This is a genomic window from Sphaerisporangium aureirubrum (assembly GCF_042658925.1).
Taxonomy (GTDB): Bacteria; Actinomycetota; Actinomycetes; order Streptosporangiales; family Streptosporangiaceae; genus Sphaerisporangium; species Sphaerisporangium aureirubrum.
The window spans coordinates 1-20880 of sequence record NZ_JBHSRF010000099.1; the positions used below are offsets into that span (position 1 = coordinate 1).

The window sequence follows — 20880 nt, forward strand, 5'->3', positions numbered from 1 at the left end:
GGTGGGGGCCGGGGGCCTGAGTCCGGGGTGGGGGTTAGGGGAAGGTGCAGGTTATGGGGGTGGGGGTGGTGTTGGTGGTGGTGTAGGTGGCGGTGAAGCCGAAGGTTGTGGTGGCGTTGGCGGACAGGGTGCCGTTGTAGCTGGCGTTGCGGATCGTTACCGCGGTGCCGGAGGTGGTGGCGGTGGCGTTCCAGGCCTGGGTGATGTTCTGGCCGCTTGGCCAGGTCCAGCGGACGGTCCAGGCGGTGGTGCTCATGGGGCCTGGGTTGCGGACCGTCACCGAGGCTTGGAAGCCGCCGGGCCAAGTGTTGGTGACGGTGTAGGTGGCCTGGCAGCCGCCGGGGCTGGTGGTGGGGGTCGGGGTCCGCGTGGGGGTCACGGTCGGCGTCACGGTCGGCGTAACGGTGGGGGTCACCGTGGGGGTCACGGTGGGGGTGCGGGTGGGGGTGACGGTAGGGGTTGCCGTGGTGCCGGTCAGCATGGCGGACAAGGGCGAGAACCACTTGTCGGAGATCTTGCGGTCGCCGGTGGCGTTGGGGTGGACGCCGTCGCCGGTGTCGCTGGAGGTGCTGAAGCCGGTCCACTGGTCGACGACCACGACGGGGGACGCCGACGTGGTCTTGGAGGCGGCCCAGGCGGGGATCGCGTTGTTCAGGTTGACGGTGCGGGCGGCGCACTCGGGGCAGGAGCTCGGGTTCATCGGGATGATCTGGGCGACCAGCACCTTCATGTTCGGGTTGCTGGCGCGCATCTGGTCGACCAGCTTGCCGTACGCGGCGAGGATCGTCTGGGTGGACCGGTTGCTCCACACGTCGTTGGTGCCGAAGTGCATCAGCACGATGTCGGGGCGGGCCGAGGCGAGCCACGGGACGAGCTGGTTCTGGTCGGCCACCGTGGTGACCAGGGCGCCGCCGTGGCCCTCGTTGTCGCCGTCGTACGACACGCCGCAGCCCTGCGGGCCGAGGGTGCCGACGAAGTCGAGGCCGGTGTAGCCGGCCTGGGCGAGCCGGTTCCACAGCAGGGCGCGCCAGCAACCGGGGGATCCGGTGATCGAGTCGCCGAGCGGCATGATCCTGACCGTGGCCGCCCGGGCGGGGAGCGCCGGCGTGACGACCAGGTACGCCAGAACGCCGACAAGTGCCGTAAGCATTGCAAGGACCGTGCGCCTCGCGGCCATCGTCCACCTCCGGGGGGATTCGCCCGCGATCGTAGGGACGAACGGGCCGGGCGAGGAAGCCGGAGGGGGCGAGGCCGCGACGTGAGCTGGGCATTCATGGGGTATTCGGCTGAAAGTTCCATGTGCTGATAACGCTGATGGCTTATCCGGTTCAGTCAGGTCGAGCCGCGGGGTCGTGGTCCTCGGCGGCGGCGGGTGCGGGGGCGTCCACGGGGCGCAGGCGCTCCCAGACGAGGAAGATCGCCGCGACGACGATCATCCCGATGCCGGTCCAGAGGTTCACCCGGACGCCCGCTGCCTTGGTCACCGCCTCCTGGCCGTCGACGATCCCGGTGACGGTGAGGATCACGCCGTACACGAGGAACAGGCCGCCGATGATGCGGCGGATGTCGAACAGGCGGGCGGCTCGCCCCCGCGCGGCGGGGTCGTCCGCGGGGGTGCCGGAGGAGTCTTCTGAACCGGTCCAGTCGTCGACGGGGGTGCGGTCGTGCGGGCCGGGCCGGTCGTTCTGTTCGTTCACCGGAGGGTCTCCGATCTATGGCGGGGGAGAGGTTCAGACGAAGGGGATGTAGAGCGCGGCGGCCAGCACCACGGCGCCGGCGCCGAGCAGGACGGGGGAGCGGTACCAGGCCTTGTCGCCCTTGATGGTGTCGTCGGCGAGGGACGCGTCGCTCAGCCCGTAGACCAGGCCCCGCAGCTCGCTCTCCGGCTTGGGCGTGGTGAGCAGCGTGACCACCACGGACACGACGGCGTCCACGGCGAACGCGATGCCGGCCCCCCAGAAGCTGGCGTTCAGCTCGGTGCCGAAGTCGATCAGCTCGGCCTTGTACAGGATGTACGACGCGAACGCCGCCACCGTGCCGCTCAGCAGGCCCCAGAACCCGGCCCAGGCCGACATCCGCCGCCAGAACAGGCCGATGATGAACGTCGCGAACAGCGGCGCGTTGAAGAACGAGAACAACGTCTGCAGGTAGTTCATGATGTTGCTGAACCCGGAGGCGATCAGCGCGGTGCCGATGCCGAGCAGCACACCCCCGACGGTGGCCCACCGCCCGAGCCGCAGGTAGTAGCCGTCGGGCCGGTCCTTGCGGACGTGCCCTTTCCAGATGTCGTAGGTGAAGACCGTGTTGAACCCGCTGATGTTGGCCGCCATGCCCGCCATGAACGACGCCAGCAGCCCGGTGACCGCCACCCCGAGCACGCCGTTCGGCAGCAGGTCGCCCATGAGCAGCGGGATGGCTTCGTTGTACTGCGGCCCGCCGGGCTTGCCGAGGTCGCTGAACAGCACCAGGGCGACGAGGCCGGGGATGACGGTGACCGCCGGGATGAAGATCTTGGGGTAGGCGGCGACGATGGGCGTGAGCCGGGCGGCGTTGGTGTTGCGGGCGGACAGGCCGCGCTGCACCTCGGCGAAGTTGGTGGTCCAGTACCCGAACGACAGCACGAACCCGAGCCCGAGCACGATGCCGACCCAGTGCGCGCCGAGCGGGTTGTCGCCGGAGGCGGTGCCGCCCCAGGCGTGCAGGCCGGGGTCGCCGAGCGCGGACTGCCGCACCTTGTCGGCGAGGCCGGAGAACCCGCCCACCTTGATCAGCCCGAGCACGGTCACCGGGATCAGGCCCGCCAGGATGACGAAGAACTGCATGACCTCGTTGTAGATCGCCGAGGACAGCCCGCCGAGCACGAGGTAGCCGAGCACGATGGCCGCGGACACCACGATGGACAGCATCAGCGGCCAGCCGAGCAGGGCTCCCATGACCAGCGCCAGCGCGTACAGGTTGATCCCGGCGATGAGGATCTGCGCCACGGCGAAGGTGATCGCGTTGAGCAGCTGCGTCTGGCCGTTGAAGCGCCGCCGCAGGAACTCCGGCACGCTGTGCACCTTGGAGCGGTAGTAGAACGGCATCATGACGACGCCGAGGAACACCATCGCGGGCACGGCGCCGATCCAGTAGTAGTGCACCGTCGCGACGCCGTACTGCACGCCGTTGGCGGCCATGCCGAGGATCTCGGTGGCGCCGAGGTTGGCGGACAGGAACGCCAGCCCGGTGATCCAGGCGGGCAGGGACCGGCCCGACAGGAAGAAGTCGAGGCTGGTCTTGATCGTGCGGCGGGCGACGAAGCCGATGCCGAGCACGGTGAGGAAGTAGAGCGCGAGGACGGCGTAGTCGAGCAGGTTGACATCGAGCCGGAGGTCCGGCGCCGCCAGGGTCAGTTGGTGTGCCACGGCAGCACCCGCTACCCCGAAATTTCGTGCTTTCACCTGGGAAAACGGCGGGGCCGGAAACCGGCGACCTGGTCTGTCCCAACCGTAGAAAGTTTAGGCGCCAAACTATTGACGCGCCCTGCCGGGCTGTGTGAACCTGCGGCCGAGGCGTGTCAGGCGCCTGATCACAGTTCCATGCACGCTGGAGGTCGACGGTCAGGGTCCCACCTGATCGTGCATGGCGGTTGTCCGTCGTCGAAAGGGAAACCGTTCATGCGCAAGAAGCTACTCGGCTTGCTCGCCATAGTGATGGCGGCATGCTTCGCCGCGGGCGTGGAGGCGCCGCCGGTGACGGCGGCGGCGTCCGACCCGTACACCTTCAAGAACGTGCAGATCGCCGGGGGCGGCTTCGTCCCGGGGATCATCTTCAACCAGTCGCAGCAGAACCTCATCTACGCCCGCACCGACATCGGCGGGGCGTACCGCTGGAACCAGTCCACCCAGAGCTGGATCCCGATGCTGGACTGGGTCGGCTTCGACGACTGGGGCTACAACGGCGTGGTGAGCCTCGCCACCGACTCCGTCGATCCCAACAAGGTCTACGTCGCGGCCGGCATGTACACCAACGACTGGGACCCCAACAACGGCGCCATCCTGCGTTCCTCGGACAAGGGCGCCACCTGGCAGCGCACGGTCCTGCCGTTCAAGCTGGGCGGCAACATGCCGGGCCGCGGCATGGGCGAGCGGCTGGCGATCGACCCCAACCGCAACAGCGTCCTGTACTTCGGCGCGCCGAGCGGCAACGGTCTGTGGCGCAGCACTGACTCCGGCGTGACGTGGTCGAAGGTGACCAACTTCCCCAACGCCGGCAACTACGCCGAGACCCCCGGCGATGCCTATGGCGGTGACAACCAGGGCGTGGTGTGGGTGACGTTCGACAAGCGCACCGGCACCTCGGGCAACGCCACCCAGACGATCTACGTGGGTGTGGCCGACAAGGCGAACACCGTCTACCGCACCACCAACGGCGGCAGCACGTGGGAGCGCCTCGCCGGGCAGCCCACCGGTTACATCGCGCACAAGGGGGTGCTGGACACGACCAACGGCTACCTGTTCCTCGCCACCAGCGACACCGGCGGCCCCTACAGCGGCGCCAAGGGCGACGTCTGGCGGTACGCGACCGCGACCGGCACCTGGACCCAGATCAGCCCGATCCCGTCCAGCAGCTCCGACGATTACTTCGGCTACAGCGGCCTCACCGTCGACCGCCAGCGCCCCGGCACCCTGATGGTCGCCACCCAGATCTCCTGGTGGCCGGACGTCATCTTCTTCCGCAGCACCGACTCCGGCGCGACGTGGACCCGGGTGTGGGACTTCACCAGCTACCCCAACCGCTCGTTCCGCTACAAGATGGACATCTCATCCAGCCCGTGGCTGACGTTCGGCACCAACCCCCAACCCCCCGAGGTGACGCCCAAGCTCGGCTGGATGACCGAGTCGATGGAGATCGACCCGTTCAACTCCAACCGCATGATGTACGGCACCGGCGCCACCATCTACGGCACCACCGACCTCAACCTGTGGGACAGCGGCGGCCAGTTCACCATCAAGCCCATGGCGGCGGGCCTGGAGGAGACCGCGGTGCTCGACCTGCTCAGCCCGCCGTCCGGCGCCCCGCTGATCAGCGGCCTCGGTGACATCGGCGGGTTCCGGCACACCGACCTCACCCAGGTCCCCGCGATGATGTTCACCTCGCCGGTGTTCACCTCCACCACCAGCCTGGACTACGCGGGCAACAACGCGAGCATCATGGTGCGGGCGGGCAACTTCACCGACTCCGACCGGCCCAACGACAGCCACGTGGCGTTCTCCACCGACGGCGGGGCCAACTGGTTCCAGGGCACCGAGCCCGGCGGGGTCAACAGCGGCGGCACGGTGGCCGCGAACGCCGACGGCAGCCGCTTCCTGTGGGCGCCCGGCGACGCCGGCCAGCAGGTCGTCTACTCGGTCGGCTACGGCAACAGCTGGAGCGCCGCGTCCGGCGTGCCCGCCAACGCGGTCGTCGAGTCGGACCGGGTGAACGCGAGCAAGTTCTACGCCTTCTCCGGTGGCGGCTTCTACGTCAGCACCAACGGTGGCGCCACCTTCACCCGCACCGCCGCGACGGGCCTGCCCGCCAGCGGCAACGTCCGCTTCAAGGCGCTGCCCGGCACCGAGGGCGACATCTGGCTGGCGGGCGGCACGGGCACCACGTACGGCCTGTGGCACTCCACCAACTCGGGCGCGTCGTTCACCAAGCTGTCCAACGTCACCGAGGCCGACAACATCGGCTTCGGCAAGGCGGCCCCCGGCCGGACCAACCAGGCCCTGTTCACCATCGGCAAGATCGACGGCGTGCGCGGCGTCTACCGCTCCGACGACACCGGCGCCACCTGGGTCCGCATCAACGACGACCAGCACCAGTACGGCAACATCGGCGAGGCGCTGACCGGCGACCCGCGGATCTACGGCCGGGTCTACCTCGGCACCAACGGCCGCGGCGTCATCTACGGCGACCGCACCGGCAGTACCACCCCCGACACCACCGCGCCGTCGCGGCCGGGCACTCCGACCGCGTCGTCCATCACGTCCACGGGCGCGACGCTGTCGTGGACCGCGTCCACCGACAACATCGGGGTCACCGGCTACGACGTGTACCGCGAGGCCGGGACGACGGATGTGAACGTGGGTACCGCGTCCACGAACTCGTTCGCGCTCACGGGTCTGTCGGCGTCGACGTCGTACACGTTCTACGTGGTGGCGCGGGATGCGGCGGGTAACTCCTCGCAGGCGTCCAGCCCGGTGACGTTCAGTACCACTGCCGGTTCCACGGACACCACCGCGCCGTCCAGGCCGGGTACTCCGGCGGCGTCGTCGATCACGTCCTCGGGTGCGACGCTGTCGTGGACGGCGTCCACCGACAATGTCGGGGTCACCGGGTACACCGTGTTCCGTGAGGCCGGGACGACGGATGTGAACGTGGGTACCGCGTCCACGAACTCGTTCGCGCTCACGGGTCTGTCGGCGTCGACGTCGTACACGTTCTACGTGGTGGCCAGGGACGCGGCGGGCAACTCCTCGCAGGCGTCGAACCCGGTGACGTTCAGCACCACTGCCGGCTCGACCGACACCACCGCGCCGTCCAGGCCGGGTACTCCGACGGCGTCGTCGATCACGTCCTCGGGTGCGACGCTGTCGTGGACGGCGTCCACCGACAATGTCGGGGTCACCGGGTACACCGTGTTCCGTGAGGCCGGGACGACGGATGTGAACGTGGGTACCGCGTCCACGAACTCGTTCGCGCTCACGGGTCTGTCGGCGTCCACGTCCTACACGTTCTACGTGGTGGCCAGGGACGCGGCCGGCAACTCCTCGCAGGCGTCGAACCCGGTGACGTTCAGCACCACCGGCGGCGGGAGCGGTGGCTGCACCGCGACCTACTCGATCGCCAACACCTGGCCCGGCGGCTTCCAGGCTGACGTCACGGTGCGCAACACCGGCAGCTCGGCCATCACCGGCTGGACGGTGGGGTGGACCTTCGCCAACGGCCAGACGGTGACCCCCTGGGTCTGGAACACCACGATCACCCAGACCGGGGCCCAGGTGACCGCGCGCAACGTCTCCTACAACGGCAACCTCGCGGCGGGCGCGACCGCCGTGTTCGGGTTCCAGGCCTCGTGGAACGGCACCAACGCCGTTCCTTCGCCGATCACCTGCACGGCGAGCTAGCACGACGAAGGCGGGCCCGGCACCCCTGCGTGGGGTGCCGGGCCCTTCCGTCGGTGATCAGCGGGCGGGGATCACACGGCGGAGTTGTAACTGACCATGGAGGCGTAGTCGAGCCGGGTGCCCGCGTTGTAGCACGCGACGTTGCGCACCCTGGCCTCCATCCCCGAGGTGTTCCAGATGGAGACGAGGTTGCAGAACTCCGGCCCGGGGCCGAACGCGGTGACCTGGACGTTGTCGGGCAGCACTCCGATCAGATGGAAGGTCACGAGGCGCTGGCCGACCGCCGCGCTCTGGATCTCGTTGAACGAGCCGACGGAGTTGAAGTTGATGGCCGGGGGTGCCGGAACGTACGGCCCGGGGTTGGCGGGGGTGTTGTCGAAGGTGTAGCCGAAGTACTGCGGCGGCGCCACCCCGCCGGTGAGGGCCCGCCGGAACTGGTAGGTGAGGTACCAGCCCGTGTTGAGCGGCACGTTGGTGGCGTTGTGGCAGCGCACCTGGATCCGCTGCGCGGCCGCGATCGGCGCCCATGCGCTGACCTTGCACCGGGCCGGCAAGCTCGCGTCGGACGCGGTCACCTGGATGCCGCCGGCCAGCCCGGCCGACCCGATGCCGGGCAGCGTGACGGTCCAGATCCCGGTGCCGGTGGGCATGACGGTGTTCACCGCGCCGGACGAGTTGAACGTCGTGCCGATCGCCGAGCCGTTCCAGTGGACGTAGCCGAGCGCCTGCGAGACGGGCGCCACGCCGCTGCTCTCCTCGAACACAATGCTGAACGGCGTGGCCACCGGGACCCCGCCGTACCGGTAGCACTGCACCACCACGATCTCGTCGGGCAGGGCGGTGCCCAGCCTCTGCACCTGGCACCAGATGTTGGCCTGCGAGATCGCGGTGACGTGCGCGACGCCGCCGAGGGGCACGCCGATCTGCGGGAACCGCACGAAGTACTGCCCGACGCCGCCGCTGGTGACGGTGACGTTGAACCCGGCGGGCCAGCTGCCCGCCTGGTGCGCGGGGTCCGGGATGCCGCTCAGGACGTTGACGTGCGCGAACCCCCATCTGTTGGGGATGGCGGCGTCGGCGCTGGTGGTGATCGCGGCGAGGCCCGCCGCGATCAGCGCCATGACGCAAAGGATCCGTGTGAGTGCTTTCAGTAACCGACTCATGTCGTTGTCCATCCACCTCGGGGACTGGGGCAGTGGGTCGTGCTGGTCTGTCGACGGCGCGGCGGGTGGGACGTCCGGGGCGGGGGATGGAGTGGCGCGTTCCACAAATCCCCCAGGCCTTTTGATAACCCCCGCGCCGATCGTTGAGAAGACCCAACCCCGCCCTGCTCAGCCGGGGTTTTCCGCGCGAACGGCAATCGGCCGCACCGGCCCGCGTGGGCGGCCCGACCGAAAAGCGGACGCCTGGGTTCCCCGCGAAGGGCCGCACGGGCGTTCGCGGCCGGTGCGCCCGCCGCCACCTGCGCGCCGAGCCCCGCCGCGCCGGGCGCCGTCCGTCATGAGCGGGGAGACCGGTGCGCGGAGCCGCCGCGGAAGGCGGGTGGCGGGACCGCGGCACGCCGGACGCGAAAGCGTGAAGGTTTCACGGGCCCGGCACCCCCGCGCGGGGTGCCGGGCTTGTTGCTCCCTAGGCGGATCGCTTCAGCCGGGTTCGGCCGGAAAGGTCACACGGCCGAGGTGTAGGTGACCAGCGACGGCTGGATCACCGGGGTGGTCGCGTTGTAGCAGACGACGTTGTGCACGCGCACCACCCCTCCCGAGGTGATCCACAGCGTGAGGAGGTTGCAGTACTCCGGGCCGGGGCCGGACGCGGTGACCTGGACGTGGTCCGGGAGCACGCCGATGGCGGGGAAGACCACCAGGCGTTGCCCGGGCGCCGCGGTCTGGATGGTGTTGACCGAGCCCAGGGAGTTGAAGTTGACGTTCGGCGGCACCGGCGCGTACGGTCCCGCGGTGCCCGGGGAGTTGTCGTAGGTGTAGCCGAAGTTCGCCGGCGGCGCCGCCCCGCCGGTGATGGCGCGCCGGAACTGGAAGCTGAGGTTCCACGCGGTGTTGAGCGGCGCGCTGGTGGCGTTGTGGCAGCGCACCTGGATCTGCTGCACGGCGCCGGTGGAGACCCAGGCGCCGACCTTGCACCTGGCGGCCGACGCGGTGTTGACGGCGGTCACCTGGACGCCGCCGGCCTGGGTGCCCGTGCCGAGGCCGTTCAGGGTCACGTTCCAGATCCCGACGCCCACCGGGATGACGGTGTTGGTCGCGCCGAGGGAGTTGTACGTGGAGCCGATCATCCCGCCGTTCCAGTGGACGTACGCGAGCGCTCCCTGCGCGGGGGGCACCGTGCCGGTGCTCTCCTCGAACATGATGCTGAACGCGGTGTAGACCGGGGCGCCGCCGTACTGGTAGCACTGCACGAGCGCGAGCTCGTCGGTGCCGTTGGTCCCCCACGCCTGCACCTGGCACCAGACGGGGGACTGCGAGATGGCGGTGACGTGGACGATGCCGCGGGCGGTCGTGCCGATCTGCGGGAAGGTCACCAGGAACTGCCCCACGGCGGAGCTGCTGACGGTGACGTTGAACCCGGTGGGCCAGCTTCCGGCCTGGTGCGAGGGCAGCGGCACGCCGCTGGTGACGTTGACGACCGCGAATCCCCATACGTTGGGGGTGGCGGCGCCGGCGCTCGTGACGGTCGTGGCGAGGCCCGCCGCGACCAGCGCGATGACACAGAGGACTCGGGCGAACACTCGGGGTAATCGCTTCATGCGTCTTCCATCCATCTCGGAGACCGGCTTACGGGTCCGGGACGCCGACGGGCGGGCGTACCCGGTGCGGGTGTGGCGCGTTCCACAGCCCTCACGGCTCTTGATAACCTCCGCGCCGCCGGTTGAGAAGGCCCAACCGCCGCGGGGTTCCGCGCGGAGGGCGGACCGGCACCCCTGTGCGGGGGGCGCCGGCCCTGTCCCGGTTACGGCGCGGTCATACCGCCGACGTGTAACTGACCATGGAGGCGTGGTCGAGGCGGGTGGCCGCCTGGTAGCAGATGACGTTCCGGACCGTCACCTCCATCCCCCAGGTGCCCCATATCGCGACGAGGTTGCAGTACTCCGGCCCGGTGCCGAACGCGGTGACCTGCACGTGGTCCCGCAACAGGCCGATCTTGTGGAAGGTCACCATGCGCTGCCCGGTCCCCGCGGTCTGGATCTCGTTGAACGATCCCACGGAGTTGAAGGTCACGTCCGGGGGCCCCGGCATGTACGGCCCTGGGTTGGCGGGGGTGTTGTCGAAGGTGTAGCCGAAGTACTGCGGGGGCGTCACCCCGCCGATGATGGACCGCTTGAACTGGTAGGTCAGGTTCCATCCGGTGTCGAACGGCACGTTGGTGGCGTTGTGGCAGCGCACCTGGATGCGCTGCGCGCCGGGGAGGGGGGCCCAGGCGCCGACCTTGCACCGGGCGGGGGACAGGGGGTCGACCGCGGTGACCTGGATGCCGCCGGCCGGTCCGGTCGAGCCGATGCCGGGCAGGATCACGGTCCAGGTCCCGACGCCGGTGGGTGCGACGGCGTTGACGCCGCCGGCGGAGTTGAAGGTCGAGCCGATCGCCGAGCCGTTCCAGTGGACGTAGCCGAGCCCCGGCGACGCGGTGCCGCTGCTCTCCTCGAACAGGATGGTGAAGAACGAGTCGACCGGCGCCCCGCCGTAGTGGTAGCACTGCACGATCACGAGTTCGTCGGAGCCGCTCGGCCCCCAGCCCTGCACCTGGCACCAGACGGCGGTCTGCGTGATCGCGGTGACGTGCACGATGCCGCGGGGCGTGCCGATCTGCGGGAACTTCACGGTGTACCGCCCGACCGACGAACTGGTGACGGTGACGTTGAACCCGGCGGGCCAGCTGCCCGCCTGGTGCGCGGGGTCCGGGGTGCCGTTGAAGAGGTTGACGAGCGCGAACCCCCATTTGTTGGGGACGGCGGCGCCGGCGCCCGTGGCGGTCGCGGCGAGCCCCGCCGCGACCAGCGCCATGACGCAAAGGATCCGTGTGAGTGCTTTGAGTGACCGACGCATGTCGTTGTCCATCCACCTCGGGGACTGGGGCAGTGGGTCCAGCGGTTCTGGCCGGGACACGGCGGGTGGGACGTCCGGTTCCGGGGTGGGTGTGACGTGTTTCCGCATATCCCCCAGGGCTTTTTGATAACCCCCGCGCCGATCGTTGAGAAGACCCAACCCCGCCCTGCTCAGACGTGGTTTCGAGAGGTCAGGCAATCGGCCGCGCCGGGGCTCGGCGGGGACCGGACCGAAAAGCGAGCCCCGCGGGGTCCCCCGTGCGGGGGTGCTGCACCCTTCTGTGGTCGTATGCCCGCTTCCACCTGCAGGACGAGCCTGGCCGCTTGGGGCGCCAACTATTGTGGGCAGGGACAGGGGCGGCTACTGGGGGTGCGCGGAGTGGCGGTGACCGACGAGCGGCGGGACGATGCCACGCCGGACGCGAAGCGTGAAGGTTTCATGGGCTGGCTGGACGGCGTGCGGGCCACCCGCACCGGACGCCTGACACTCCGCGTCGTGGTGGGCGTGGTCGGTGCCACGCTGGTGATCGGTGGCCTGCTGCTGGTGCCGCTGCCCGGCCCCGGCTGGCTGATCGTGTTCGCCGGGCTCGCCGTGCTGGCCACGGAGTTCGCCTGGGCCCACCGGCTGCTGGAGTTCGCCAAGCGCACGGTGTCGGCGTGGACCGACTGGCTGTTGCGGCAGAACTGGGTGGTCCGCATCCTGGTGGCCGGGGTGACCCTGGCCTTCGCGGCCGTGCTGGTCTGGCTGATGCTCAAGGTGAGCCTGGGCGTCGATCTGCTCCAGATGGCCCGCGCCTTCGTCGGCCGGGACTGAGCCGGTCGCCGGGGCCCGGGAGAGGGCTCAGGGGGCGGTCTAGAGGTACAGGCCGGTGCCCTGCTCGGTCTGCGGGGTGGCCACGGCGTGCAGGTCGCGCTCGCGCATGACGAGGTAGACCTGGCCGTGCACCTCGACCTCGTACTGGTCCTCGGAGTTGAACAGCACCTTGTCGCCCGCCTTGACCAGCCGGGCGCTGGCCCCGACCGCGCACACCTCGCCCCAGACCAGGCGGTTGGCCAGCGTGACGGTGGCCGGGATGACGATGCCCGCGGAGCTGCGGCGCTCCTCGGAGTCCGGCTCTGTCTTGACCATGACGCGGTCGTGCAGCATCTGGATCTCGAACTTCGGGTCGGTCACAAGGGAAAGCCTATGTGGCCTGGCTGTGAACGGTGACCGGAGCGCGGGACCCGCGGTCCTCGGAGAGCGCTCCCACGCGGCCGCTCGGTAGGGTTCGCCGCATGATCGACGATTTCAGCGGATGGCAGTGGATCAACGAGCCCGCCAAGTGGTCGGCGGGCGACGACCTGCGGATCACGGCGGACGCGCGCACCGACCTGTGGCGGGTCACCCACTACGGCTACTCCTTCGGCAACGCGCACATGTTCGGCACCACGGTGCCCGGCGACACGCGGGTGACCACGACCTTCCGCGGTGACTACACCGAGCAGTACGACCAGGCGGGCGCGGTGCTGCACGCCGACGAGGACAACTGGATCAAGGCGGGGGTGGAGTTCGTCGACGGCGCCCTCCACCTGAGCACCGTGGTCACCCGCGGCTTCTCCGACTGGTCGGTCACCGCCGCCCCCCGCCCGGCCGAGTCGGTCACCTTCGACCTCCACCGCGAGGGCGACACGGTCATGGTGCGGTACGGCCTGGACGGCGACGAACCCTCCACCTTGCTGCGGCTGGCCTATTTCCCGCCGGGCCTTCCCGCCCTGGCGGGCGTCATGTGCGCGGCCCCGGCCGGTTCCGGATTCGAGACACGTTTCATTCGTGTGACGGTCGTGTGACGATCACCGCCTCACCTGGGCGGGTATTCTCCGAAACATTTCACGAATACGGCTTTCCGGAGGTTAGCTCGTAACATGGGTATGTTGAGTTCCCTTAGTCCGTCGTGAAGTTCGCCTAGGGCAGTGGGGGATTGCCGCGTCCGCCAGGCGATTCCCCGACGGCTCCGGACCGGGGTGAGGAGGGAAGCGTGGACGAGGAGGCGCGGCCGAGGCCCAATGGCCTGGACGTCACCGCGCCGAATTGGGCTCGGGTCGGGAATTATCTGCTCGGCGGAAAGGACCACTTCGCGGCCGATCGCAAAGCGGCAGAAGAGATCCTGTTCTACGCTCCCGAGATCCGCACCATGACGGTGGAGCTTTACGAGTTCCACGCCAGGGTGATCCGCCACCTCGCCGGCATCGGCATGGACCAGTTCGTCGTCATCGGCGCCGGGCTGCCGTCCAGTTGCAACACCCACGAGGTCGCCCGCGAGGTGCGCCCCGGCGCCCGGGTCGTGTACGTCGCCGACGACCCCGTCGTGCTGTCCCACGGCCGCGCCTTGCTCGCCACCGACGCCGACACCGGCGTGGTGGAGGGGGATCTGCTGCACCCGGCCGGCATCCTCGCCGACCCGGTCACCCGGCGCCTCATTCACCCGGGCAGGCCCGTGGTGGTGACAATCCCCACCCGCCTGCAGTTCACCCCGGACGTGGACGACCCGTTCAAGCGGGTCGCCGAGCTGCGTGACTGGATGCCGATCGGCAGCCACCTGGTCGTGTCGCACGCCGTGCTCGACTCCCGCCCCAAGGCGGCCGACGGCGTCGTGCCCGTCTACCAGCGCGTCTTCCGCCGCAGCGAGGACGCCTCCCGTACGCGGGAGCAGGTGCAGGGATTCTTCGACGGCCTGGAGATGCTGGACCCCGGCCTGGTGTACATACGGCAGTGGCGCCCGGAGAATGCTCTGGCCGCACGGCAGGCGGAGCGGATCTGGATGGTCGGCGGGGTCGGACGCAAGGTTCTACCCTGATCACAACGGAGAGCGACGAGGAGGGAAGCATGGGGGAGGGGGTCCGGCGCGAGCCCGGTGATCTCGATGTCACCACACCGAATTGGGCGCGGATCGGGAATTACATTCTCGGTGGGAAGGACCACTTCGCGGCCGACCGCGCCGCGGCGGAAGAGATCCTGTTCTACGCCCCCGAGATCCGCCCCATGACCGTCGAGCTGTACGACTTCCAGGCCCGCGCCATCCGCTATCTCGCGAGCCAGGGCACCGACCAGTACATCGTCATCGGCACGGGGCTGCCGAGCACCTGCCAGACCCACGCGGTCGCCCGGGCGATCGTGCCCGGCGCGCGGGTGGTGTACGTCTCGCACGACGCGGTGGTGCTGTCGCACGCCCGCGCCCTGGTGGCCACCGACGCCGACACCGGCGTGGTGAAGGGCCACGTGCTGCACCCGGCCGACATCGTCGCCGACCCGGTCACCCGGCGGTACATCGACCCGGACCGGCCGGTGGGGGTCATCATCCCCAACATCCTGCAGTACATCCCGGACGTCGACGATCCGTTCAAGCGGGTCGGCGAGCTGCGCGACTGGATGCCGCCGGGAAGCCATCTGGTGCTGGCGCACGTCGTGCTGGACTCCCGCCCCGCGGCGGCCGACCGCATCGTCCAGGTCTACAAGCGCATCATCGGCCGCGACGAGGACGCCTCCCGCACGCGGGACCAGGTGCGGGGGTTCTTCGACGGCCTGGAGATGGTCGAGCCCGGCCTGGTGTACATCCGGGAGTGGCGGCCGGACAACCCCCTGGCCACGCACCGGCCGGAGAAGCTCTGGATGGTCGGCGGCGTCGGCCGCAAGGCCCCCAACTGATCCCTCTGCTGAGTCCGAGCGGTGGCCGAAGAGCCGCCACTCGGTGATCCGGCGCACATGGGGGCGCTCCATACTGTGATGCGCACATGTGTCGTGAAAGGTCAGTGCATTTTGAGGATCGCTCCATTCGCCGGTTTCCCCTGGCCGCTGCGCTGGGCCGCCCGCGTGCTCGTCGTCCTGCTGGTGCTCGCGCTCCTGCTCGCCGGGGTGGTCACCTGGACGGTGCGCAGATCGTTCCCGCAGGTGGACGGGGAGTTGCGGCTCCCGGGTCTCCAGGCGAAGGCGACCGTGCTGCGCGACGGGCACGGCATCCCGCAGATCTACGCCGACACCCCGCACGACCTGTTCATGGCCCAGGGCTATGTGCACGCCCAGGACCGGTTCTGGGAGATGGACTTTCGCCGCAAGACCACCGCAGGACGGTTGTCCGAGCTGTTCGGCGCGGCCACCCTGGACGTCGACAAGGTGGTCCGCACGCTCGGCTGGCGCCGCACCGCCGAGCGTGAGCTCCCGCTGCTGAGCGCCGCGACGCGCCAGTCGCTCACCGACTACACGGCCGGTGTGAACGCCTGGATGACCGCGAACGACGGCTTCGCCGAGCGGAGCCTGGAGTACGCGGTGCTCGGCCTCACCAACGGCTCCTACAGCCCCGAGCCGTGGACCCCCGCCGACTCCCTGGCCTGGCTCAAGGCGATGGCCTGGGACCTGCGCTCCAACCTGGACGACGAGTTGCGGCGCGCCCTGTACGCCTCCGTGCTGCCCCCCGGCCGCGTGGCGCAACTGTTCCCCGCCTACCCGTTCGACCGCCACGCCCCGATCGTCACCGGCCCCCCCGCGGAGGACAAGAAGGAGGACGCGGCCACGGGCGGCACCACGGCCGTACGACCCGCCGGGTCCGGCAAGCACACCGCTCCCGCCGGACGCGAGAAGCCGGCCGCTCCCGCCGGACCCGAGACGCCGGTCGCTCCCGCCGGACCCGCGACCCCCGCTGAGCGGGCCGAGCCCGGGGCGACGGAGGCGCTGGCCGCGGTGGCGCGGATGTTGCGGGTCGTGCCGTCGCCGCTCGGCACGGAGGGGAACGACCGGGAGGGCATCGGGTCGAACTCGTGGGTGGTGAGCGGGGCGCTCACCGACACGGGCAAGCCGTTGCTGGCCAACGACCCGCACCTCGGGCCGCGTATCCCGTCGATCTGGTACCAGGCGGGGCTGCACTGCCGGGTGAAGTCGGCCGCCTGCCCCTACGACGTGGTGGGCTACACCTTCTCCGGGCTGCCGGGCGTCGTCATCGGCCACAACGACCGGGTCGCCTGGGGCTTCACCAACCTCGGCCCGGACGTCGCCGACCTGTACCTGGAGCGCACCCGGGGCGACACCTACGAGGCCGAGGGCTCCTTCCGCCCCATGGAGGTCCGCACCGAGGAGATCAAGGTCGCGGGCCGTGCCCCGGAGAAGCTGACCGTGCGCGCCACCAGGCACGGGCCGATCGTCTCAGGCGTGCTGGAAACCGCCGCGAACGCCCTCCCCGGGGCCGCCGCCGCGGCGGGCGAGCCGAAGGAGGGCCTCGCGGTCGCGCTGCGCTGGACCGCCCTGGACCCCGGCCGCACCGGCGACGCGCTGCTCCTGCTCGACACCGCGAAGAACTTCGACGAGTTCAGGAAGGCCGCGTCGCTCTTCGAGGTCCCCGCGCAGAACATGGTCTACGCCGACGTGGACGGCAACATCGGCTACCAGGCCCCCGGCCGCATCCCGGTGCGGGCGAAGGGCGACGGCACCTGGCCCGCCAAGGGCTGGACCGGCGAGGCCGAGTGGACCGGCTACATCCCCTTCGACGAGCTGCCGAGGGCGTACAACCCGCCCGAGGGATTCATCGTCACCGCCAACAACGCGGCCGCCGGCCCCGGCTACGACCACTTCCTGACCGCCGACTGGGCCTTCGGCCACCGCTCCCAGCGCATCAGGCAGCGGCTCGAACAGGCCGTCGCCGCAGGGAAGATCACCGCGGCCACGATGGGCGGCATCCAGATGGACTCGGCCAACACCCTGGCCCCCACGCTGGTGCCTCACCTGCTGCGCGCCGGCGTCCCGGACGACCAGGGCGGCGCGATCGGGAAGCTTCTCCGGGGCTGGGACTTCACCCAGGGCCGGGACTCGGCCGCGGCGGCGTACTTCAACGCCGTCTGGCGTCACCTGCTGCGGCGCACCTTCGACGACGATCTGCCCGAGGGCGGCCGTCCCGCCGGCGGCGACCGGTGGTACGAGGTGGTGCGCACCCTGCTGGACCGGCCCGCCGATCCCTTCTGGGACGACGTCCGCACCAAGGGCACCACCGAGACCCGCGACGACACGCTGCGCGCGGCGATGGCCGACGCGCGGGCCGAGCTGCGCGACCGGCAGGGTGACCAGCCGGGCGACTGGCGCTGGGGCGACCTGCACACCCTGGAGCTGACCAACGAGAGCTTCGGCACCTCGGGCATCGCCCCGATCGAATGGCTGTTCAACCGGGGCCCGCTGCGCGTCGGCGGCGGCAAGGACTCGGTGGACGCGACCGGCTGGAACGCCACCAAGGGCTACGAGGTCGACTGGGTGCCCTCGATGCGGATGGTCGTGGACCTGGCGGACCTGGACCGCTCGCGCTGGGTGAACCTGACCGGCGCCTCCGGCCACGCCTTCCACGCCACGTACGCCGACCAGGCCGAGCTGTGGGCGGACGGCGCGACCACGCCGATGCGCCAGACCGAGCGGGCCGTGCGCGCGGACGCCGCGGACACGCTGACCCTGGTGCCGTGACGGCTCAGCCGCTGGTCACCGAGGCGATCTCGGCGAGGGGGAACTCGAGGTAGTCCCCGGCCTCCTCGCACCAGGCGTCCAGCACGCCGCGGCGCAGCTCGCCGTGGCTGATGGTGGCGGTGAGGCCGTCGGACAGGGTGATCAGCGCCCGCACGCCCCGGTCGACCACGAACCCGAGCAGCGACTGCTGCGCGGTGGGCAGCCGGGTGGCGAGGCGCCCGATGACGGCCCAGGTCTGCCCGGCCGCGTGCTCGTCGGGGCCGCTGCGCACCAGCCGCTGGGCGTGCTCGCGCGGGTCGGGCGGCGGGTCGGCGATGGACAGCATCGGCTCCTCCAGCTCGGCCACCCGCCCGCCGGGCAGCAGGATCAGCCGCCCGCTAGCGGGCTCGCGCCGCACCGAGATCTCCCCGGTGTCGTCCACCGGCACGGGGGCGTACCCGGCCTCGCGCAGCGCGGCGAGGGTGCGGTCGGCGGGGGCGGTCCCGGCCAGGACGGTGGGGGCGAGCAGGCGCAGCCCGAGCCTGGCCAGGCGCCGGTGCGCGGCGATCTCGGCCAGCAGCCCCGGGTCGGAGCCCTGGATGATGCAGCCGACCGTGGTGACCGTGACCTCGCCGTGCCGCCGTGCCACGTCCTTGACGAGGTACGCCAGCGGCTGGGGCACGGTGCCGGCCGCCCGCAGCTCCTCCAGCAGCGAGTCGGCGGAGTACCCGGCGTCGAGGGCCCGGCGCACGCTGGCCGAGCTGAACCGCCACACCGACGCGGCGCCCTTGGTCTCGCGGTCGGCGGCCCGGTCGAGCAGGGACGACAGCTCGGCGGCGGGCGGGCCGGTGACCACGGCCGTCAGGTCGGTGCCGAACAGCGCGGTGCGCTGGGCGCCCGCCAGCGCGTGCACGGAGCGCTCGACCAGCCCGGGGTCGCGTTCCACCTCGGGCACCGTCTCGTCCTGCTCGTCGCCCGCCACGGAGGGCCCGAGCGCGGCCAGGGCCCGGCCGAGGTCGGTCAGGGCGTCGTCGGCCATCAGGCCGAGCAGGCGGGCCTCGGCGAGCACCGCGGGGCAGCACTCGGTCAGCAGCTCGCGGTCCAGCAGGGGGGCCCGCCAGTGCACGGCCTGCACCAGCTCGGGCAGGCTGGCGTACGCGGCGTCGGGCGGCAGCGTGGCCAGTGTGGTTAGCACGGCCCAGCGCACCCGGGCGACGGTCTCGCCGGCCGGGTCGTCGCCGAGGACGGTGGGGTAGCGCCCGGAGACGCGGCGCAGCGACGAGCGCTCCATGCGCCACCAGGCCGCGAGCAGGGCCCTCAGCCGCGCCGGGGCGTCCTCCAGCCGCCAGGCGTCGAACCGCTTGGTGGGGATCAGGCCGCCCGCGGTCTCGTCGAAGGCGAGCAGCCGGGCGACGGCGCAGACCTCCAGCAGCAGCCGGGCCTCGTCCTCGGCGCAGCCGGTCTCCTTGACGACGCGGCGCACCTCGCGGACCCCGACCCCGCCGCCCTTGAGCAGCGGCAGCGGCGTCTTGTCGGTGTTCTCCAGCAGCGCGGCGGCGCGGTCCACCGCGTGCGGCGCGGCCAGGCACATGGCGTGGTCGACCGCGGCGGGGTCGGCGGGGACGGTGCCGAGCGCGGGGGGCTCGGGGGTGAACGGCGCGTGGTAGTCGGGGCCGCGCAGCGCCAGCGCGACCTCCCGGGGCATCTCGGCGATGTCCCACTGCGTGCGGTACAGCAGGCCGCGTTCGGCGGCCCACTTCTCGGGGCTGCCGTGGGTGACGAAGCGGTTGCCGTCGACCCCGCGCACCGGCCCGTCCCAGGCGAACTCGTCGAGCAGGCTGACCGTGCCGTCGGGGGCCTCGCGCAGCAGGTCGGCGAGCCGCTCGGCGTCGCCGAGCACCGCGGTGACGCGCGCCATGAGCTGGCGCCTGCCGCCCTGGGAGGACAGCCCGAGGCCGCGGCTGATCCGGCGCAGGCCCTCGGCGTTCAGCGTCCAGGAGTCGAGGTAGGAGACCAGGGCCTCGCCCAGCCCGCACGGGGCGGTCCACCAGCGGGCCACGGCCTCGGCGAGGTGGAGGCGGCCGTCGGGCGCCGGCCAGGCGAGCGCCTGGTCGTACAGGCCCTCCAGCCAGGGCAGGACCTCGGCCGTGGTCACGCCGAGGAAGCGGGCCAGCTCGTCGGGGGTGGCACGCTCGCCGACGACCAGGCAGGCCTGCAGGATCTCCAGCGGGGGGAGGGGGAGGCCGCGCATGACCTCCATGACGGCGAAGTTGTCACTCAGGCGCCGGGCGAGGGTGTCGAGCCGGCGCGGCCAAGGCGCTGCGATGGCGTCCGGGCGGTTGGCCAGGACGCGCGCGAGCCGGTCTTCATCAAGGGTTGTCAACCAGACGAGCAGGTGATCGTCCATCACAGCTCTTTCGAAGGTCTCGCGGGAGTCACCAAGATGCCACCGTAATGCAGAGCGCCCGTCCGACGGGATCGACGTAGCAGAATAGGCCCGGATTCATTGAACGCCAATCGTCGCCGGTTTCGGGGCCGTTCCGGGACATCCGGACGGTGCATGTGCCGTCGTCCCAGCTCAGGGGGCATCGAGCCCGCCGCGGACGGCGGGCCTTCCCTCCCCGGGCGGGTGGGCGGCATTTTCGGTCAGCTCTTCAGCACGGCCCAGACGACCTTGCCGTACGGCGGCAGGGGATCGAAGCCCCAGCGCAGGCTCATCGACTCGACGATGTGCAGTCCCATGCCGCCGGTGTCCAGCTCCGAATGGCGGCGCAGCACGGGCACGGCCGCCCCGGGGTCGGCGAAGACGCAGGTGACCAGGGAGCCCTTGCGGACCATCGACATGCGGACCAGGTCGGCGCGGCCGCACGCAGGGTCCTCGCGGCCGGAGGCCAGCCCGTGGCGCAGCGCGTTGGTGGCCAGCTCGGAGACGACCAGCTCCATGTCGGCCACGAGGTCGCTCATGGCCCAGCCGATGAGGCTGCCGGAGGCGAAGCACCGGGCCGCGTGCACCGAGCGGGCGTGCGGGGGGAGGACGAACGAGGCACTGGACGTGCGGGCCCCGAAGGGCGCGAGATCGCGCGCGGGCTCGGGCCACCAGCCTAGGGGGGGCCACCAATCGAAGGCGGACCACTGGTTTTGCCCACGTGTCAGGTCCGTGGAGTGCACCAGATCATGATGGTCCAAACTCCTGTGCAGGTGCAAGAGCGAATGCACGTGCAGAA

15 protein-coding genes are annotated in these 20880 nt (G+C 70.9%); 6 read left to right on the forward strand and 9 right to left on the reverse strand.

Annotated features, from left to right (window positions below):
- Positions 1 to 34: 34 nt before the first annotated feature.
- The 3 genes from ACFP1K_RS36675 to ACFP1K_RS36685 form a co-directional block, all read right to left on the reverse strand.
- Positions 35 to 1150 (reverse strand): cellulose binding domain-containing protein, encoded by a 1116-nt coding sequence (locus ACFP1K_RS36675; protein WP_380762234.1) that lies wholly within the window; start codon positions 1148 to 1150, stop codon positions 35 to 37.
- Positions 1151 to 1328: 178 nt separating this feature from the next.
- A complete protein-coding gene (locus ACFP1K_RS36680) occupies positions 1329 to 1697 on the reverse strand; it encodes a hypothetical protein (RefSeq protein ID WP_380762236.1) in 369 nt (122 codons plus the stop codon).
- A 33-nt stretch (positions 1698 to 1730) separates the two neighbouring features.
- Positions 1731 to 3404: a sodium:solute symporter family protein gene (locus tag ACFP1K_RS36685; RefSeq protein WP_380762238.1), complete on the reverse strand. Its 1674-nt coding sequence runs from the start codon at positions 3402 to 3404 to the stop codon at positions 1731 to 1733.
- Positions 3405 to 3656: 252 nt separating this feature from the next.
- On the opposite strand from ACFP1K_RS36685, the gene ACFP1K_RS36690 reads away from it, so the two are divergent.
- Entirely contained in the window at positions 3657 to 7151 is a 3495-nt protein-coding gene (locus ACFP1K_RS36690; RefSeq protein ID WP_380762240.1) for a fibronectin type III domain-containing protein, read from the forward strand.
- A gap of 71 nt (positions 7152 to 7222) precedes the next feature.
- On the opposite strand, the gene ACFP1K_RS36695 is transcribed toward ACFP1K_RS36690, so the two are convergent.
- The 3 genes from ACFP1K_RS36695 to ACFP1K_RS36705 all read right to left on the reverse strand — a co-directional run bounded on the left by ACFP1K_RS36695 (position 7223) and on the right by ACFP1K_RS36705 (position 11167).
- Positions 7223 to 8272 carry a hypothetical protein gene (locus ACFP1K_RS36695; RefSeq protein WP_380762242.1) on the reverse strand — a complete coding sequence of 350 codons (1050 nt, stop codon included), beginning with the start codon at positions 8270 to 8272 and terminating at the stop codon, positions 7223 to 7225.
- A 545-nt stretch (positions 8273 to 8817) separates the two neighbouring features.
- On the reverse strand, positions 8818 to 9912 hold the full coding sequence (locus tag ACFP1K_RS36700; RefSeq protein ID WP_380762244.1) for a hypothetical protein: 1095 nt from the start codon (positions 9910 to 9912) through the stop codon (positions 8818 to 8820).
- A 214-nt stretch (positions 9913 to 10126) separates the two neighbouring features.
- On the reverse strand, positions 10127 to 11167 hold the full coding sequence (locus ACFP1K_RS36705; RefSeq protein WP_380762246.1) for a hypothetical protein: 1041 nt from the start codon (positions 11165 to 11167) through the stop codon (positions 10127 to 10129).
- A 426-nt stretch (positions 11168 to 11593) separates the two neighbouring features.
- On the opposite strand from ACFP1K_RS36705, the gene ACFP1K_RS36710 reads away from it, so the two are divergent.
- A complete protein-coding gene (locus ACFP1K_RS36710; protein ID WP_380762248.1) occupies positions 11594 to 12022 on the forward strand; it encodes a TIGR02611 family protein in 429 nt (142 codons plus the stop codon).
- A gap of 39 nt (positions 12023 to 12061) precedes the next feature.
- Here the strand turns inward: ACFP1K_RS36710 and ACFP1K_RS36715 are convergent, their stop codons facing one another.
- A complete protein-coding gene (locus tag ACFP1K_RS36715) occupies positions 12062 to 12382 on the reverse strand; it encodes a GroES family chaperonin (protein ID WP_380762250.1) in 321 nt (106 codons plus the stop codon).
- Positions 12383 to 12483: 101 nt separating this feature from the next.
- Here ACFP1K_RS36715 and ACFP1K_RS36720 point away from each other — a divergent pair, with 101 nt between their 5' ends.
- The 4 genes from ACFP1K_RS36720 to ACFP1K_RS36735 all read left to right on the forward strand — a co-directional run bounded on the left by ACFP1K_RS36720 (position 12484) and on the right by ACFP1K_RS36735 (position 17677).
- Positions 12484 to 13035 carry a DUF1349 domain-containing protein gene (locus tag ACFP1K_RS36720; protein WP_380762252.1) on the forward strand — a complete coding sequence of 184 codons (552 nt, stop codon included), beginning with the start codon at positions 12484 to 12486 and terminating at the stop codon, positions 13033 to 13035.
- Positions 13036 to 13223: 188 nt separating this feature from the next.
- Positions 13224 to 14042 carry an SAM-dependent methyltransferase gene (locus ACFP1K_RS36725; protein WP_380762254.1) on the forward strand — a complete coding sequence of 273 codons (819 nt, stop codon included), beginning with the start codon at positions 13224 to 13226 and terminating at the stop codon, positions 14040 to 14042.
- 29 nt (positions 14043 to 14071) lie between these two features.
- On the forward strand, positions 14072 to 14890 hold the full coding sequence (locus tag ACFP1K_RS36730; protein WP_380762256.1) for an SAM-dependent methyltransferase: 819 nt from the start codon (positions 14072 to 14074) through the stop codon (positions 14888 to 14890).
- A gap of 111 nt (positions 14891 to 15001) precedes the next feature.
- Positions 15002 to 17677, forward strand: a complete 2676-nt coding sequence (locus ACFP1K_RS36735) for a penicillin acylase family protein (protein ID WP_380762258.1) — start codon at positions 15002 to 15004, stop codon at positions 17675 to 17677.
- A 4-nt stretch (positions 17678 to 17681) separates the two neighbouring features.
- Here ACFP1K_RS36735 and ACFP1K_RS36740 read toward each other — a convergent pair whose 3' ends face one another.
- A complete protein-coding gene (locus tag ACFP1K_RS36740; protein WP_380762260.1) occupies positions 17682 to 20063 on the reverse strand; it encodes a helicase-associated domain-containing protein in 2382 nt (793 codons plus the stop codon).
- A 239-nt stretch (positions 20064 to 20302) separates the two neighbouring features.
- Positions 20303 to 20824 (reverse strand): ATP-binding protein, encoded by a 522-nt coding sequence (locus tag ACFP1K_RS36745; RefSeq protein WP_380762262.1) that lies wholly within the window; start codon positions 20822 to 20824, stop codon positions 20303 to 20305.
- Between the last annotated feature and the right edge of the window lie 56 nt (positions 20825 to 20880).

What these genes read in the sequence shown, in the direction of transcription:
- ACFP1K_RS36675 (WP_380762234.1), bottom strand. Translation starts at nt 1,150, where the DNA reads ATGCTTACGGCACTTGTCGGCGTTCTGGCGTACCTGGTCGTCACGCCG.
- ACFP1K_RS36690 (WP_380762240.1), top strand. Translation starts at nt 3,657, where the DNA reads ATGCGCAAGAAGCTACTCGGCTTGCTCGCCATAGTGATGGCGGCATGC.
- ACFP1K_RS36695 (WP_380762242.1), bottom strand. Translation starts at nt 8,272, where the DNA reads ATGGCGCTGATCGCGGCGGGCCTCGCCGCGATCACCACCAGCGCCGAC.
- ACFP1K_RS36700 (WP_380762244.1), bottom strand. Translation starts at nt 9,912, where the DNA reads ATGAAGCGATTACCCCGAGTGTTCGCCCGAGTCCTCTGTGTCATCGCG.
- ACFP1K_RS36705 (WP_380762246.1), bottom strand. Translation starts at nt 11,167, where the DNA reads ATGGCGCTGGTCGCGGCGGGGCTCGCCGCGACCGCCACGGGCGCCGGC.
- ACFP1K_RS36720 (WP_380762252.1), top strand. Translation starts at nt 12,484, where the DNA reads ATGATCGACGATTTCAGCGGATGGCAGTGGATCAACGAGCCCGCCAAG.
- ACFP1K_RS36730 (WP_380762256.1), top strand. Translation starts at nt 14,072, where the DNA reads ATGGGGGAGGGGGTCCGGCGCGAGCCCGGTGATCTCGATGTCACCACA.
- ACFP1K_RS36740 (WP_380762260.1), bottom strand. Translation starts at nt 20,063, where the DNA reads ATGGACGATCACCTGCTCGTCTGGTTGACAACCCTTGATGAAGACCGG.